Here is a 15,939-nt window from a genome sequence, read left to right on the forward strand (position 1 = left end):
GCGAGTTGTGTGTGAGCTTCGCGTATCCGTCAACCACGGTTGGCGTTGGCGTGCAGCAACTTCAGGTGGTTGATCTCGGCGAGATTCTTGGTCAACTCGAAGTTCACCCAGCCCGCGACGAACCATAGGGGCTGGGGCTCGGGCATCAACCCTCTCACGGGATGGTCGAGATCGGCAGTGGCGAGGATGCCGTCCCAGGCCGTCTTGGTGGCGAGGATGCCGTCGGTGCCGCCGCTCCAGCGATGCTCCTCCGGTGGAGTCTTTGGGCGTTCCTCGACGACGGCCACCGCGTCGGCCCACCACCACTCGATGTGCCAGAGGATCCACGCGATCGTGACGTCCGGGATCGGTGGGTTCTCCTCGTCGGGCCAGTCGGCGACCCACCCCTGGTCGGAGCGCCGAACGGTGCAGGCGTTGCCGGAAGGCTCCCAGAGTGCGAGGTCCTCATCGATCTGATCGACGACGAATGCCTCGGCGAACCGCCAGGCGATGTCGAGTTGTCGGGTGAGCAGGGCGCGCCGGTCCCCGGTGTCGTGGCTCATGGGGTCATCCAAGCAGTCCAGTGCTGACGCCTCAGGCTCGTCGGTCCGTGGCAGACTCGATTGATGACCGACTCACGAAGCAATCTGCTCTCCGCTGCCGGAGACAGCCACCGTGCAGCAGTCCGTCCTGAGCGAGGCACCAAGTGACCCGCGTCGGCGCCGTTTTCAGCCCGTATCACAACGCGCCCGAGGCGCTCCGGCCCGCGGTGGAGGTGGCCGAGGGGGCCGGCGTCCCAGAGGTGTGGCTCTGGGAGGACTGCTTCCGCGAGTCGGCCTACGCCTCCGTGGCGGCCGCGCTGGCATGGACGAAAGACCTGCGCATCGGTCTGGGGATCACGCCGATCCCGCTGCGCAATGTCGCGGTGACCGCCATGGAGATCGCGACGATCGAGCGGATGTTTCCCGGCCGGTTCTATCCAGGGCTGGGGCACGGTGTGCTGCCGTGGATGGCGCAGGCCGGTGTCCGCCCGGACTCGCCGATGACCCTGATGCGCGAATACGTCCCGGTCCTGCGGTCGTTGCTGCCGGGGGAGGAGGTGACGGTCTCTGGGCGTTACGTCACTGTGGACAAGGTGCGGCTCGAGTGGCCGCTGGAGACGGCGCCTCCCGTCTATGCCGCCGGTGTCGGCCCCAAGACGTTGGCCCTCACCGGAGAGGTCGCTGACGGGACGATCCTCGTCTCCGGCCTGTCCGTGACGGAGGTCGGCGAGCGGGTCCGCATGATTGGTGAGGCCCGCGCTGCTGCCGGTCGTGATGGTTCTGCGGAGATCGTGGCATATGTCGACACTGCGTTCGGCAGTGGAGCGCAGGAGCGCGTGGCGGCCGCGCTGGGCGATGCCGGCACGGACGACGACCGCGGAGTGTGGGGGGAGCCAGCTGACGTCGCGGCGGCTGTGCGACGGTTCGCGGAAGCGGGGGCAGACGCTGTGATCCTGTCACCGGTGACCGGCGAGCCCGACTTCCACGAGTTCCTGCGTGCGACCGGCGAGGTCTCCAGACTCGTCGGCTGATCCGCACGGGGCGTGGCAGCTACCGCGCTCCTCCGTCAGAGCCCGGTTTCGGGTCGACCGTTGCCTCGTTCAGCGGTGGCTCCGAGGAGACGTTGTCCTCGGTGACTTCGGCCTCGGCAGCTGCGGCTTCTTCGTCGGCATACTCAGCGCGGATCGATGCCACTTTCTGTGCAAGGTGTGACTTCTGATCTGTGGTCATGGGCATCTCCTGCCTTCGACGGCCTGTGAGTTCGGCTCCGCTGCCACGATAGCTCTTGACAAAGTTAGTTAGGCTGCCATACTAACTGCATGAGCCAGGTCACCAACGGTCCGCGGACCGGTCGGCGCCCCCTCGGGAAGGTGCTTCCGGGAGACGCCCGACGCCACCACCTCGCGCTCGTGCTGCAGCAGTTGTTCGACGGCGGACCGCGCAGCCGCGCCGACCTCGCCCGGGAGACCGGACTGACCCGCGTCACCGTCTCCGACCTGGTCTCCGAGCTGCTCACCACCGGGATGGTCGCCGAACTGGGCCACCGACCTGGCGTCCGACAGGGCAAGCCGGCCACGCTGGTTGGCCTGGCTGGCACCGCGCCCGTGGTGATCGGACTCGATCTCTCAGGCGACGGCATACTGCGCGGTGCCTTGATCGATCTGCAGGGCGAGATCCTCGCCTCCGAGCACGTCCCCCTGTCCGACGGGGAAGCAGCTGTCGGTGAGGTGGTTGCGCTGGCCCGCTCGCTGCAGGAGAGCTCCACGCGCACGCTGCTGGGGATCGGCATCGGCGCCCCGGGCATCATCAACGACACCGGCACCGTCCTGCACGCCCCCAACCTGGGCTGGTCCGAGCTGGACCTGGCCGACCGGCTGCAGCGCGAGACCGGACTGCCGACCCACGTCGCCAACGACGCCAACATGGCCACGACCGCCGAGAGCACCTTTGGCGCCGGCGACGAGGCCGGGCTGCTGCTGGTGACGATCGGGCACGGTGTCGGGGGAGGGGTCCTGATTGACGGGCGGGTGCTGTCCGGGCCCCTGCTGTCCTCGGGGGAGATCGGGCACGTGGTCGTCGATCCGGATGGACCGACCTGTGCCTGCGGCAACCGCGGTTGCCTGGAGACCACGCTCGCGGTGCCGGCGCTTCGTGAGGCCAAGAGCGCCGCCGAGCTGTCCGCCGCCGGAACCCGGCTGGGGTCGGTTCTCAGCCCCGTCGTGACCACGCTCGGCATTGCCGATGTCGTGCTCTATGGGCCGATCGAGTTGCTCGACGGCCACCTTCTGACGGCGACGCAGGACGCGCTCGCCCATCAGACCCTGCCCTTCGTCGCCCAGCAGGTTCACGTGCGGGTGGTCCCGCTCGAGAACGAGCTTGTCCTGAAGGGAGCGGCAGCGTTCGTGCGCTACCGCGAGATCGGGGTGGTGTGACCCGCCGGGTTCACTGCCGACCAGCACACCGAGAGGTTCAACGATGAAACTCAGCACCCTGACCAGGACCGCGGTCGTGACCGCAGTCACCGCCACCCTGCTCGCCTCCTGCTCCGAGGGCAGCACCACCGGAGACGGCGACGACGCGCCCGCGGCCGATGACGCGGCCGAGGACGATGCGGCCGAGGACGACGGCACCACCGCCGAGCAGGCCGGCGGTGACACCGAGGGCAGTGAGACCGAGAGCGACGATGCCGAGGGCGGCGACGCCAGCGGCGAGACGCTGACCTTCTGGCTCGCCGGTGAGACCGACACCCCGGTCGAGCTGGAGGAGTGGCTGGTCACCGCCTTTGAGGAGGAGACCGGCGCGACCCTGGACGTCCAGCGGATCCCGTGGGGCGAGCTCCTGCAGCGCGCCAACCAGGCCCTGCCCGACCCCGACAACACCCCCGACGTCATCGAGATGGGCAACACGCAGGTCCCGACCTACACCAGCGTCGGCGCCTTCGAGGACCTCAGCGGTCTGCTCGAGGAGCTCGGCGACATCGGGCCCGAGGGCTTCATCGAGGCCGGCACCTATGAGGACACGGTCTACGCCGTCCCCTACTACTGGGGCTCGCGCTACATCTTCTTCGACAAGGCCGCCTTCGCCGACGCCGGCCTGGAGGTCCCGACCACGCTCGAGGAGCTGTCCACCGCGGCCATCGCGCTGACCGAGGCCGGCGGCGAAGGCTTCTCCGGGCTGTGGCTGCCAGGCCAGGACTGGCGCAACGGCATCAGCTGGCTCTTCGCGCACGGCGGTGACATCGCCGTGCAGGAGGGTGACCAGTGGGTCGGCGCGCTCTCCTCCGAGGCCAGCATCGCCGGTCTGACCCAGTGGCAGGAGCTCTATGCCGGCGCCAGCACCGCCCCGCAGGACGGCCGCGACGCCGAGCCCTGGGTGCCGTTCAACAACGGCGAGGCGGCCATGTTCATGGCGCCGAGCTGGGCCCGCTGGAGCGTGGAGGAGACCAAGGCCGAGGACCTGGGCGCCTTCGCCCTGCCCGGTGTGGACGGCGGCGTCGCCCCGGTGTTTGCCGGCGGCTCCAACATCGCCATCTCAGCCCAGTCGCAGAACAAGGAGCTGGCGACCGACCTGATGCGGCTGATCTTCAGCGACGACTATCAGACGATGCTCGCCGAGAACGGGCTCGGCCCGGCCAACCCCGAGTTCACGCCGCTGATGGGTGACGACGAGTTCGCCGAGGCTGCGATCTCGGCCGCCGAGAGCGCCAAGCTCACCCCGGCTTCCCCGGAGTGGGCCGCGGTCGAGACGGCCACCGTGATGGAGGAGGCCTTCGGGCGCATCGCCGGCGGTGAGGATGTCGCGACGGTCGCCAAGGAGACTGACGCGCAGCTCGCGGAGATGCTCAACCCCTGACCGACCGTATGCCGAGTGGGGCCGGGGTTCTTCCCGGCACCGGCCCCACTCGGTTGCGTCGCGTGACGCCCGCAGTGGCCAGGCGGGCGTACGAGACCGCTACGAAAATGCGGGGCAGGTGTACGAAACCGCTATCAAAATGCGGGGCGGGTGTACGAGACCGCTATCAAAATGCGGGTGGACCAACACACCACGATGAAAGGGGTGCGGCGGGATGAGCCAGGTGACGACTGCTGCGCCTGTTGACAGCGTGCAGCAGAGCCCGGCGCCAACGCGTCGGCGGCGTCGGACTGGCGGGGCCTACTGGTTCCTGCTCCCGGCGATCGTGCTGCTGCTCGTGGCCGAGGGTTATCCGCTGGTGCGGCAGGTCATCATGTCGTTCCAGGAGTTCGGGCGCGCCCAGCAGTTCGGGGCACCGCCGGAGTGGGTCGGACTCGAGAACTACCGCGTGCTGTTCGCCGACCCGCAGATGTGGGCGGTCGTGGCCCGCTCGCTCGCCTTCTGCCTGGTCGCGGTCGGCCTCACGATGCTCATCGGCACCGCCTTCGCGCTCGTCATGATGCGGGTCGACCGCACCCCACGGGTGCTCCTGCAGATCAGCATGCTGCTGTGCTGGGCGATGCCGGTGATCGCGGCGATGACCGCGTGGCAGTGGCTGTTCGACACGCGCTATGGCCTGGTCAACTGGCTGCTGACCAACCTCGGCGTGGGTGACTTCACCCGGCACAACTGGCTGATCGAGCCGCTGTCCTTCTTCCTGGTCGCCACGATCATCGTGGTCTGGATGAGCGTGCCGTTCGTGGCGTTCACCGCCTATGCCGCCCTCACCCAGGTGCCGGAGGAGGCCCTCGAGGCCGGTCAGATCGACGGCGCCAACGCCTGGCAGCGGTGGCGCTTCATCATCTATCCCTCGATCCGCCCCGCACTGACGATCGTGCTGATGCTGCAGATCGTGTGGGACCTGCGCGTCTTCGCCCAGATCCACTATCTGCAGGGCATCGGCGGCGTCCCGAGCGAGACCCACCTGCTGGGCACCTACATCTACACCCTCGGCGTCGGCCAGAGTGAATACGGCATGGCCTCGGCCTTTGCCCTCTTCGTGCTCGTGCTCACCCTCGCGCTGACCGCCCACTATGTGCGCAGCCTGCTCCGGGAGGAGTCCTGATGAGCCGCACCACCAAGCGCCGCCTGTGGGGCGGCGTGGCCATCGCCATCGCCCTGGCCTGGATCTTCCCCGTCTACTGGGTCCTCAACGGCGCCTTCCAACCGGTCGAGGCCCTGCGCTCGCCGACCCCGTCCTTCATCCCCACCGACTTCACCCTTGCAGCCTTCGACCGGGCCATCGACGAGCAGTTCTGGGCCTCGTTGCGGCTGAGCCTGTCGGTCACCCTCATCTGTGTCGCGCTCGCCGTCGTGTGTGCGTTCGTCGCCGCGGTCGCGATCTCCCGGTTCCGGTTCCGCGGCCGGGTCAGTTTCATCATCGTGGTGCTGACTATCCAGATGATCCCGCCGGAGGCCCTGTTCATCAGCCAATACCGGATGCTCAACGACTGGAGTCTCTACAACACGGTCGGCGGTCTGTCGCTGCTCTATATCGCCGCCGTCCTGCCATTCACCGTCTGGCTGCTGCGCGGGTTCGTCGACGGCATCCCGGTGGAGCTTGAGGAGGCCGCGATGGTGGACGGCTGCAGCCGCGTGCGCGCCTTCTTCACGATCACCTTCCCGCTGCTGGCCCCCGGCCTGATCGCCAGCGGCGTCTTCGCGTTCCTGCAGGCGTGGAACGAATACACCCTCGCGGTCGTGGTGATGGAGCCGGACAACCGCACGCTGCCGCTGTGGCTGCGCGGCATGACCACCGTGTCCAACGAGGCGATCGACTGGCCCGCCGTCATGGCCGGCTCGGTGCTCGTGGCGCTGCCGGTCATCATCTTCTTCCTGATCGTGCAGACCAAGATGACCCAGGGTCTGGTCTCCGGGGCGGTGAAGGGATGAGCGAGCTCGAGTCGGCTGCCCGCGCCGTCCTGCTCGCCGGCTTCGCGGGGCCAGCGGTGCCCTCTTGGCTGCCCCGGGATCTGGACCAGGGGCTGGGCGGGGTGTGCCTGTATGGCAACAATGTCGCGCCCGGCCACGACCTGGCCGACCTCTCCCGGAAGCTGCGGGACCTCGCCCCGACCGCGGTGCTCGCGGTCGATGAGGAGGGCGGCGACGTCACCCGGTTGCACGCCACGACCGGCAGCCCGTATGCCGGACCCTCCGTCCTCGGACGCCTGGACTCTCCCTCGGTCACCCGGGCAGTGGCCGCCGGGATCGGCGCCGAGTTGGCCGATGCGGGCATCTGGCTCGACCTGGCGCCGTGTGCCGACGTCAACTCCGACCCGCTCAACCCGGTCATCGGCACCCGCAGCTTTGGCGCCGACCCGGCTCTGGTGGCCCGGCACACCGTGGCCTTCGTCGAGGGGCTGGCCTCCTCAGGTGTCGCGGCGAGCGTGAAGCACTTCCCGGGTCACGGCGACACCCGCACGGACTCCCACCACGGGTTGCCCACCGTGCGGGCCAGCCGTGAGGTGCTGGTGGAGCGTGAGCTGGTCCCCTTCCAGGCGGCGGTCGAGGCAGGAGCCGCCACGGTGATGACCTCGCACGTCGTGCTGGAAGCCCTCGATGCGCACCGGCCCGCGACGTTCAGCCCGATCGTGCTCAACGATGTCCTGCGCGCAGACCTGGGCTTTGCGGGCGTGATTGTCACCGACGCCCTCAACATGGCAGGCGCCCAGGACGGTACCGGCATCCCCGGGGCAGCGGTGCGCGCCCTCGTCGCCGGGGCAGACCTGCTGTGCCTCGGGCCGGACACCGGTGCTGGCGCGAGCCTGGTGCCGCCCGTGGTCTCTGCGATCACGCGTGCGGTGCGCGAGGGCGTCCTCGCCGAGCAGCGGCTGCTTGAGGCTGCTGACCGGGTGAAACGGTTGCGCGCCACCTGGACCGACCGGACCGGAGCACAGGACCTGGCGGCCGCGAGCCCAGCCTCCACCGCCACGATCGACGCCGCCCGGGCGGCGTCTGCGCAGGCCGTGGACGCAGCGGTCGCTGCCATCACGCCGATGCCACGCGCCCGCGTGATCCAGCTCGAGACCACGAGCAGCCCCGCCATCGGTTCGACCCAGTGGGGTCTGCCGAGTCAGCTGGGGCACCAGCCGATCCGGCTCGGACCGGCCGACCTCGCCACGACGCCCACCCCGCAGGGGCCGGTGCTCATCGTGGTCCGCGGAGTCACCGCCGACGAGCAGGTGTGGCGGTGGGTCCAGGACGTGATGAACAGCAATCCGGAGGCTCGGCTCGCTGAGCTGGGATGGCCGGATCCGCAACTGCAGCACCAGGACTGGAGTCAGCGAGTCATCGCCACGCTCGGATCCTCCACGGCCTCCACCGACGCCCTGGCCAGGGCCCTGGGTTGGTCGTCATTGGGGTGGTCCTCATGAGTGTGCGCCTCGGGATCGACATCGGCGGAACCTGGATCGACGCCGCCGCGGTCGAGGTGACCTCCAGCACCCACCGGGTGCTCGCGCAGCGCGCGGTCCGGACCACCAGCGGACCGGAGGGTGTGCTGGCAGGTCTGCGCTCGGCATACGAGCTGGTCCGTGCGGAGCTGGGTGACGTGCCCGTGGACGGGGTGGGCATCGGTGTGCCGGGGATCGTCACCGGTGGCAGCGTCACGCACGCCGTCAACCTCGGCATCGGTGGTCGGCCACTCGACCTGGCCGCTGCCGCAAGGGAACTCACGTCGGCGCCGGTCCTCGTGGAGAACGACGTCAAGGCCGCCGCCTGGGGTGCCTCCCGATGGTTGGGCAGCGCCTCCGGTGCGGGGCAGGACCTGGCACTGCTCAACGTCGGCACCGGCCTGGCCGCTGGTCTCGTGCTCGACGGTGTGCTGCGGCGCGGGAGCCGCGGTCTGGCCGGGGAGATCGGCCACCTGGTCATCGACCGCACCGGACCGCCGTGCCCGTGCGGCAAGCGTGGCTGTCTTGAGCTGTATGCCTCCGGAGGGGGGCTGGCGCGGCGCTGGACGGGCTCGGCCGGGGAGCTGATGGCTGCCGCGGAGCTCGGCGACACCCTGGCCCAGACCGTGCGGGACGATCTGGTCGTTGGCCTCGCGCAGGCAGTGCGGATCCTGGTGCAGGCCACCGATGTTGCCGAGGTCGTCCTCGCCGGAGGTGTCGTGACCTCCACGCCCGCGCTCCAGGCCGCCCTGCTGGCCGCGCTGAGGGATCACGGTGACTCCGGGTTCGAGCGGATGCTCGCCGTGCACGAGCGGGTGCGGTGGCTGCCGGAGGACTATCCCGCCGGCTCCGTCGGCGCAGCGCTGCTGTCCCAGGTCGGCTCTGCGCCAGGTGATCTGGTGGACACCGCGCCCGCGTGACCGGGATCCGAGCCCGGTCGCCGAAAAGTGATCGTGGTACGCCGGAAACCCTGCTTGAATGATGGTGCGGGGTGTCAGCCGACCAGGGGATGGAGCACGCGTGGCCACGGGGGGCAACGACGTCCGGTCCGACATCAGGCACATCGGGTGGGTGGCGCTGCCGCTCTATCTGTCGATGATCGTGGTGTCGCTGAGTGCGTTGGTCAACACGGCGGCCCTCGGGCGGTTCGGCACGGCGGCGCTGGCGGCTTTCGCGGTGACCGTCGCGATCTATTTCCCCGCGATGGCTGCTGTGTCGGGGGCGGTGCGCGGGGTGATGCCGTTCGTCGCCTCGGCCGCGGACGACCCGGATCGGCTGCGGCGCGTGGTGCGCGACGGCACCTGGTTGTCGGTCCTGGTCGGCGTCCTGGGTGCTGGGGCGGTCGCCGGTGTGCCCCTGCTGGCTCGGGTCACCGGCGTGCCGGAGTCCACCGTGGAGCAGTTGGGGTCCTTCCCGCTGCTGATGGCGGCCGGTGTGCTCCTCAACTCCTTCGGGTCCATGGCCACCTCCTGCCTCGTCGCCCTGGGGCGCAGCACGGTCGTGATGTATGCCGGCCTGCTGGGGGCAGCGTGCACGGCCGTGCTGTCGCCGCTGCTGGTCAACGGGGCGGGCCTGGGGCTGCAGGGCGCCGGCATCTCCCTGCTGATCGCGAACCTGGCCATTGCGTCGGTGACCACGATCGGCCTGCGGCGGCACCTGGGCGTTGGCTTCGCCGCCGTGCTGTCCGGCAGGTCCCGACTCGCCGACCTGCTCGAACTCGCCCGGGTCGGGATCCCGATGGCTGCCACGGTCCTGGTGAAGTTCGGGGTGTTGGGCGCCGTCGCCTTCGCCGCCGCGCTCGTGAGCACGACGGCGGCCGCTGCCCATAGCATCGCCACCGCCCTGGTGAGCACCACCTTCACGGCCGCGGTGGCGATCGGGCAGGCGACCATCCCGCTGCTGAGCTGGCGGGCCGAGCGCGGTGAGCGACCCGGTGTGCTCCGGGGCGTGGTGGCCGGCCTGATCACCGCGCTCGGCACCCTGGCAGTGATCGGCATCGCGATCCTGGTGCTGCGCGACCAGGTGGTCTCGCTGTTCACCTCCGACCCGGTCGTGACCTCGGCGATGACGGGCCTGGTGGTGATCGTGGTGCTGGTGATCCTGGGCGACGGCGCCCAGGCGATCCTCGGCTTCGGCCTGACCGGTCTGAAACGGTCCACCCCGAGCTTCCTCGTCTTCGCCGTGGTCTATGGCGTCCTCGCGCTGCTCGTGGTTCCCGTCGCCAGGACGGGTGGGCTCACGGGCCTGTGGGTGGCACTGGCCGTCGCCAACCTCGTGGTCGCGCTGGGCCAGGCCGTCGCTTTCCGCTGGGTGTGGTCCCGCCTCCCGGAAGTGCCGAGTCACTGAGGTCGCGCCGACTGAGAGTCCCGAGCGCGAGGGCGGCGAGTCCTGGTCACGTCGAGCCGCCCAGCTCTGATAGGCATGGGGGACCCCCAACGAAGGAGGCCCCGTGACAGCTCGGCTCGTCCCGCCAGATCCCGCGTTCACCACCCAGTCCGAGGCAGTGGTCTGGGAGGCGCTGTGCACACAGTTGGACGACGATTGCGTGCTGATGGCGAACCTACGTCTGGTCGGCGACGGCGGGGACCACGAGATCGACCTGATGGCACTGATCCCGGACGCGGGCATCGTGGTCATCGAGGTCAAGGGCGCCACCGTCTCCCAGGACGCCCAGGGCCAGTGGCAGGTGCGCAGCAAGGAGGGCACGCGCAGGATCGATCCGGCCGGGCAACTGGCGCGCGGCAAATATGCCCTGCGGGAGTTCATCGAGGCGGATCCGCGGTGGGGGCGCACGCGGGTGCGCTGGGGGCATGCCCTCGTCATCCCCTACACGGCGGTCGATGACGACTTCGCGACCCCCGAGCTCCCGCGCTCCATCATCCACGGTCGCGACGACCTGCCGCGGCTCGCGGACCGGCTGCGTGCACAGCTGCGCCAGCAGGAGACGGGGCACCGGGTGCCCAAGGACAGGGACATCGAGGACCTGCTGACCATCTGGCGGGGACGGCGCCACGTCGAGGCCTCGATCGTGGCCGAGGCGGAGGAGCGGGAGGCAACCAACAACGCCCAGCTCACCCAGGAGCAGGCCATGCTGCTGCGGGTGACCCGCCTGCTCAACCGGGTGGACATCCGCGGCGGGGCAGGCAGCGGCAAGACGGTGCTGGCGCTGACCCAGGCCAAGGAACTCACCCGGGGCAGCGGCACGGAGGGGCGACCGTCCCAGCGCGTGGCCCTGCTCTGCTACTCGCTCGGGCTGGCGACCTATCTGCAGCGCGAGGTGGACGTGGTCAAGCGAAAGCACCGTCCTGCCTACGTTGGCACCTTCCACGGTCTCGGTCGGCTCTGGGGTGCACCCGACGGAGACCGGGATGACAGTCCCTTCTGGGAGGAGGAACTGCCGGCGCTCATGCTCGAGCTGGCCCAGGGGCTGCCCGAGAAGGAGAAGTTCGACGCGATCGTGGTCGATGAGGCGCAGGACTTTGCGACCTCGTGGTGGGCCCCCCTGCTCGCGGCGCTGCGTGACCCGGACGAGGGCGGTCTGTATATCTACTCCGACGAGAAGCAGCGTCTCTTCGAGCGCTTCGGGCGCCCGCCGATCGAGCTCGTGCCCCTGGTGCTCGACCACAATCTGCGCAACACCAAACAGATCGCTGGCGCCTTCGAACCGTTGGCCCCGGCACGGATGCGACAGCTCGGTGGCGACGGACCCGAGGTGACCTTCATCCCCACCACTGCCGACGAGGCCGTCGACGTGGCCGACGACCAGGTCGACCAACTGCTCGACGCGGGCTGGGAGCCGCGGCACGTCGCGCTGATCACCACCCAGTCCCGTCACCCCCAGCAGATCGAGCTCACGGAGCACCGTGGGCAGGAGGGCTACTGGGCCAGCTTCTGGGACGCCGATGAGGTCTTCTACGGCAACGTCCTGGGCTGCAAGGGGATGGAACGGCGCGCGGTCGTGCTCTGCATCAACTCCGATGCCACCGCTCGGGCCGCGGAGCGGCTCTACGTCGGGATGTCCCGGGCCACGGACCAGCTCGTCGTGGTCGGTGACCCGGCCTGGGTCCGCGAGGTCGGTGGCTACGAGGTCGCCCGCAAACTCGGCCTGCCCTGATGTGACCTGAACTCACACCCTGGGGCCCCGGTGGGGACCCGGGGCCATCGAGCGACGACGCCATCCATCTGACGCCCCTCATTTGACACGGGTACCCCCTATGGGTATATGTTCTGACTACTACCCCCTAGAGGTATCCAACGAAGAGGAGAGAGTCATGGAGCAGCGTGAGTACCAGGTGACGGGCATGACGTGCGGGCACTGCGAGTCGTCCGTGCGCGAGGAGGTCGGTCAGATCGTTGGTGTTGAGGGCATCGAGGTGAGCGCGTCCAGCGGTCGTCTCGTGCTGAGCACCACCGAGCCGGTCGACGACGCGGCGGTGCTGGCCGCGGTGGACGAGGCGGGTTATCAGGCGGCGCGGGTCTGATGTCGGTTCCTGCTCGACTCGGCCTGTATGGCGCCGCGCTCGTGGTGGTCTTCGGGGCGTCGGCCGCTGTTGCCAGCGCCGTCGTGCCTGAGGAGACCGTGTCGTCCTGGACCCAGCAGGTCGAGGACATCAGCCAGGAGGACACCGACCACTGACCTGGTCGTGTCCGTTACGTAAGTCGCGCCGGTCGTGCGCGGGAAAGAAGTTGTGAGGATGTCTGCAGCGCCAGCCCCGGAGAATGTGGGACGGCCCGTCGAGTTGATGATCGGCGGAATGACCTGCGCGTCGTGCGCGATGCGGGTTGAGAAGAAGCTCAACAAGCTCGACGGCGTCACGGCCTCGGTGAACTACGCCACGGAGAAGGCCCAGGTCAGTGTCCCGGAGGGCACTGATGTCGCAGCCCTGATCGCCGAGGTCGAGAAGACCGGTTACACCGCCGCTCTGCCGAGGACGGAGGTGTCGACTGCCCGGGAGGACGAGGGTGAGGAGGTCGACCCGGAGCTGACGGCGCTGCGCCACCGGCTCATCGGCTCCGTCCTGCTCTCGGTGCCGGTCATCGCGATGTCGATGATCCCGGCCCTGCAGCTCACATACTGGCAGTGGGCGTCCCTGACGCTGACCGCGCCCGTGGTGGTGTGGGCTGCCTGGCCGTTCCACAAGGCGGCGTGGACGAACCTGCGCCACGGTGCGGCGACGATGGACACGCTCATCTCGGTGGGCACGGGCGCGGCTTTCCTGTGGTCCTTGTATGCCCTCTTCCTCGGCACTGCCGGGGTCCCTGGCGTGACGCACCCCTTTGAGTTGACGGTGGCACCGACCGATGGTGCTGCCAACATCTATCTCGAGGTCGCCGCCGGGGTCACGATGTTCATCCTGGCCGGGCGCTATTTTGAGAAGCGCTCCAAGCGGCAGGCCGGCGCGGCACTGCGTGCCCTGTTGGAGATGGGCGCCAAGGACGTCGCGGTGCTCCGCGACGGCGTCGAGACTCGCATCCCCACCGCAGACCTGGCGGCCGGCGACGAGTTCGTTGTGCGCCCCGGCGAGAAGATCGCCACCGACGGTGTCATCGTGACCGGCAGCTCCGCAGTCGACGCCTCGATGCTCACTGGTGAGTCGGTGCCGGTCGAGGTCACCGTCGGTGACGCGGTCACCGGCGCCACGGTCAACGCCGGTGGCCGCCTCGTGGTGCGCGCCACCCGCGTCGGCGCCGACACGCAGTTGGCGCAGATGGCTCAGATGGTGGAGGACGCGCAGTCCGGCAAGGCCGAGATCCAGCGCCTGGCCGACCGGATCTCCGGGGTCTTCGTGCCGATCGCGATCGCCATCGCCGTGGCTGCCCTGGGCGCCTGGATCGGTGCTGGATTCCCGCTCAGTGCCGCGTTCACGGCCGCCGTGGCCGTGCTGATCATCGCCTGCCCGTGCGCGCTGGGCCTGGCCACGCCGACCGCGCTGCTCGTCGGCACGGGACGGGGGGCTCAGCTGGGCATCCTCATCAAGGGCCCCGAGGTCCTGGAGTCCACCCGCAAGATCGACACCGTGGTGCTCGACAAGACCGGCACCGTGACCACCGGCAAGATGACGCTGACCGATGTCATCACCGAACCAGGCACCGACCGGGCCACGTTGCTGCGCCTGGCCGGCGCGCTGGAGAACTCCTCCGAGCACCCCATCGCCCAGGCCATCGCCAAGGGGGCCGTCCAGGAGGTCGGCGACCTCCCGGACCCCGAGGACTTCAGCAACGTTGAGGGCAAGGGTGTCCAGGGCATCGTCGAGGGCCACGCGGTCCTCGTCGGTCGCGACTCACTCCTCGCCGACTGGTCACAGCACCTCAGCGCAGACCTCGCGTCGGCCAAGGCCGCCGCGGAATCCCAGGGCAAGACGGCTGTCGCGGTCGGCTGGGATGGTCAGGCTCGCGGCGTGCTGGTGGTGGCCGACACGGTCAAACCCACCAGTGCGCAGGCGATCCGTCAACTCACGGCCCTCGGGCTGACCCCGGTGCTGCTCACCGGCGACAACACGGCGGTCGCTCAGCAGATTGCCGCAGAGGTCGGCATCGAGCAGGTCATCGCCGAGGTCCTGCCCCAGGACAAGGTCGACGTCATCACCGCGCTGCAGGCCGAGGGCAAGGTCGTCGCGATGGTTGGCGACGGAGTCAACGACGCCGCAGCGCTGGCCCAGGCCGACCTCGGTCTGGCCATGGGCACCGGCACCGACGTCGCGATCCAGGCTGCCGACATCACCCTCGTGCGCGGTGACCTGCGCAGCGCCGCAGACGCGATCCGCCTGTCCCGCAAGACCCTGGGCACCATCAAGACCAACCTGTTCTGGGCGTTCGCCTACAACACGGCCGCGATCCCACTGGCCGCCCTGGGCCTACTCAACCCCATGCTCGCCGGGGCAGCCATGGCCTTCTCCAGCGTCTTCGTCGTCGGCAACAGCCTGCGACTGCGCTCCTTCAAGAGCAGGATCGACACCACAGCCGCCCCGGCCGCAGCGCCGAGCCCTCGCACGGCTTCGCCAGTCAGCGTCGGATGCACCCCACTCAGCACACCCCCGAAACGGAGACCAGATCATGACCGCCACCACGGAAGCTGTCATCACCGGCGTTGAGGCTGACGCTAACGCGCCCGAAACCGGCGGGCACGAGGCTCACGCTGGACACGGCTACATCACCGACAAAGCCCGCTACCTGGCACGGCTGAAGCGCATCGAGGGGCAAGCCCGTGGGATCCACCGGATGGTCGACGAGGAGCAATACTGCATCGACATCCTCACCCAGGTCAGTGCCCTGACCAGCGCGCTGCAGGGCGTGGCCCTCGGACTGCTCGACGACCACCTCGCGCACTGCGTGGTCGACGCAGCCAGGGCCGGCGGCCAGGACGCGGAGGACAAGATGAAGGAAGCCTCGGACGCCATCGCACGGCTCGTCCGCTCCTGACACGTCGCCGTTCGAGGGTCAGCTCGAGGCTGCGGGCCGTCACCTGCAGAGGCGCACGTCGCGGCAGACTGGAAGGGTCGATCAACGACTCGGAGTCAGAGGCGCTGGAAGCCCGCCCGCTCATAGAGGGCGTGGGCGGCCGGTGACGTGCCCTCGCCGAAGCGCAACGAGAGGGTTGCGTCGCCGGCCAGCGCACAGGCGTGAATGGCGTGGTCCAGCAGCGCTCGACCGACGGCCAGCCCCTGTGCGTCGGGGTGGACGAACAGGTCGATGATGAAGGGCCCGTCCAGCTCCGGGTCCCAGATGGATCGTTCGACCACCAGGATCGCCCCGACGGGTTGGCCCGCGTGCACGGCGACCGTGGTCGCGTCGGGTCGCAGCGTGCCGAACTCGCCTTGGAAGGTGTCGTCGATCTCCTGTCGCGCCTCGGCCAGGTCGCTGGCAGCAACACCAGCCGGGTATGCCGCGAGGTAGGCGGCGGCGAGGGCGTCACGGTCGGCGGGGGAGACGGATCGCAAGGTAACGGCGGTTGGTGCGTTGGGTGCTGCGGGGGCGGTTGGGCGCCCGGCGAGCGGCAGGGCCATCAGGTCTGAGGGCATGGGTGTTCCGTTCGATGGGTCGAAAGAGTGGCTGGACCGGCATCAGGAACAGAACAT

16 protein-coding genes are annotated in these 15,939 nt (G+C 69.4%); 13 read left to right on the forward strand and 3 right to left on the reverse strand.

All coding sequences use genetic code 11. From position 1 onward, the window contains the following. Nucleotides 1-29 precede the first annotated feature (29 nt). The gene (locus NF556_RS06800; protein ID WP_252594770.1) at nucleotides 30-542 is read right to left on the reverse strand and encodes a DinB family protein; all 513 of its coding nucleotides are present in this window, start codon (nucleotides 540-542) and stop codon (nucleotides 30-32) included. A 143-nt stretch (nucleotides 543-685) separates the two neighbouring features. Between NF556_RS06800 and NF556_RS06805 the strand changes: the two genes are divergently transcribed. Then, nucleotides 686-1,552 (forward strand): LLM class flavin-dependent oxidoreductase, encoded by an 867-nt coding sequence (locus NF556_RS06805; protein ID WP_252594771.1) that lies wholly within the window; start codon nucleotides 686-688, stop codon nucleotides 1,550-1,552. Nucleotides 1,553-1,571: 19 nt separating this feature from the next. Here the strand turns inward: NF556_RS06805 and NF556_RS06810 are convergent, their stop codons facing one another. Then, nucleotides 1,572-1,751, reverse strand: coding sequence for a hypothetical protein (locus tag NF556_RS06810; protein WP_252594773.1), 180 nt, complete (start codon nucleotides 1,749-1,751; stop codon nucleotides 1,572-1,574). Between the two features lie 89 nt (nucleotides 1,752-1,840). Here NF556_RS06810 and NF556_RS06815 point away from each other — a divergent pair, with 89 nt between their 5' ends. The 12 genes from NF556_RS06815 (at nucleotide 1,841) to NF556_RS06870 (ending at nucleotide 15,283) form a co-directional block, all read left to right on the forward strand. Further along, nucleotides 1,841-2,953 (forward strand): ROK family transcriptional regulator, encoded by a 1,113-nt coding sequence (locus NF556_RS06815; protein ID WP_252594774.1) that lies wholly within the window; start codon nucleotides 1,841-1,843, stop codon nucleotides 2,951-2,953. A 43-nt stretch (nucleotides 2,954-2,996) separates the two neighbouring features. After that, on the forward strand, nucleotides 2,997-4,373 hold the full coding sequence (locus NF556_RS06820) for an extracellular solute-binding protein (protein ID WP_252594776.1): 1,377 nt from the start codon (nucleotides 2,997-2,999) through the stop codon (nucleotides 4,371-4,373). Nucleotides 4,374-4,587: 214 nt separating this feature from the next. Then, the gene (locus NF556_RS06825) at nucleotides 4,588-5,538 is read left to right on the forward strand and encodes a carbohydrate ABC transporter permease (RefSeq protein ID WP_252594778.1); all 951 of its coding nucleotides are present in this window, start codon (nucleotides 4,588-4,590) and stop codon (nucleotides 5,536-5,538) included. Continuing rightward, nucleotides 5,538-6,365: a carbohydrate ABC transporter permease gene (locus tag NF556_RS06830; RefSeq protein ID WP_252594780.1), complete on the forward strand. Its 828-nt coding sequence runs from the start codon at nucleotides 5,538-5,540 to the stop codon at nucleotides 6,363-6,365. Before NF556_RS06825 ends, NF556_RS06830 begins: the two co-directional genes overlap by 1 nt. Then, complete coding sequence (locus NF556_RS06835; RefSeq protein WP_252594781.1) at nucleotides 6,362-7,846, forward strand: glycoside hydrolase family 3 protein; 1,485 nt, start codon at nucleotides 6,362-6,364, stop codon at nucleotides 7,844-7,846. The genes NF556_RS06830 and NF556_RS06835 overlap by 4 nt, the downstream gene beginning before the upstream one ends. Continuing rightward, complete coding sequence (locus NF556_RS06840) at nucleotides 7,843-8,784, forward strand: ROK family protein (RefSeq protein WP_252594782.1); 942 nt, start codon at nucleotides 7,843-7,845, stop codon at nucleotides 8,782-8,784. The genes NF556_RS06835 and NF556_RS06840 overlap by 4 nt, the downstream gene beginning before the upstream one ends. 100 nt (nucleotides 8,785-8,884) lie before the next feature. Then, nucleotides 8,885-10,210, forward strand: a complete 1,326-nt coding sequence (locus NF556_RS06845; RefSeq protein WP_252594783.1) for an MATE family efflux transporter — start codon at nucleotides 8,885-8,887, stop codon at nucleotides 10,208-10,210. A 103-nt stretch (nucleotides 10,211-10,313) separates the two neighbouring features. Beyond that, nucleotides 10,314-11,978 carry a nuclease-related domain-containing DEAD/DEAH box helicase gene (locus NF556_RS06850; protein WP_252594785.1) on the forward strand — a complete coding sequence of 555 codons (1,665 nt, stop codon included), beginning with the start codon at nucleotides 10,314-10,316 and terminating at the stop codon, nucleotides 11,976-11,978. Nucleotides 11,979-12,135: 157 nt separating this feature from the next. Further along, nucleotides 12,136-12,345 carry a heavy-metal-associated domain-containing protein gene (locus NF556_RS06855; RefSeq protein WP_252594786.1) on the forward strand — a complete coding sequence of 70 codons (210 nt, stop codon included), beginning with the start codon at nucleotides 12,136-12,138 and terminating at the stop codon, nucleotides 12,343-12,345. Beyond that, nucleotides 12,345-12,500, forward strand: coding sequence for a hypothetical protein (locus tag NF556_RS06860; RefSeq protein WP_252594788.1), 156 nt, complete (start codon nucleotides 12,345-12,347; stop codon nucleotides 12,498-12,500). The genes NF556_RS06855 and NF556_RS06860 overlap by 1 nt, the downstream gene beginning before the upstream one ends. A 58-nt stretch (nucleotides 12,501-12,558) precedes the next feature. Further along, entirely contained in the window at nucleotides 12,559-14,955 is a 2,397-nt protein-coding gene (locus tag NF556_RS06865) for a heavy metal translocating P-type ATPase (RefSeq protein ID WP_252594789.1), read from the forward strand. Continuing rightward, complete coding sequence (locus NF556_RS06870; RefSeq protein WP_252594791.1) at nucleotides 14,918-15,283, forward strand: metal-sensitive transcriptional regulator; 366 nt, start codon at nucleotides 14,918-14,920, stop codon at nucleotides 15,281-15,283. The genes NF556_RS06865 and NF556_RS06870 overlap by 38 nt, the downstream gene beginning before the upstream one ends. A 95-nt stretch (nucleotides 15,284-15,378) precedes the next feature. On the opposite strand, the gene NF556_RS06875 is transcribed toward NF556_RS06870, so the two are convergent. Next, nucleotides 15,379-15,882 carry a GNAT family N-acetyltransferase gene (locus NF556_RS06875; protein ID WP_252594792.1) on the reverse strand — a complete coding sequence of 168 codons (504 nt, stop codon included), beginning with the start codon at nucleotides 15,880-15,882 and terminating at the stop codon, nucleotides 15,379-15,381. Between the last annotated feature and the right edge of the window lie 57 nt (nucleotides 15,883-15,939).

The sequence above is a fragment of the Ornithinimicrobium faecis genome (genome assembly GCF_023923225.1).
Taxonomy (GTDB): Bacteria; Actinomycetota; Actinomycetes; order Actinomycetales; family Dermatophilaceae; genus Ornithinicoccus; species Ornithinicoccus faecis.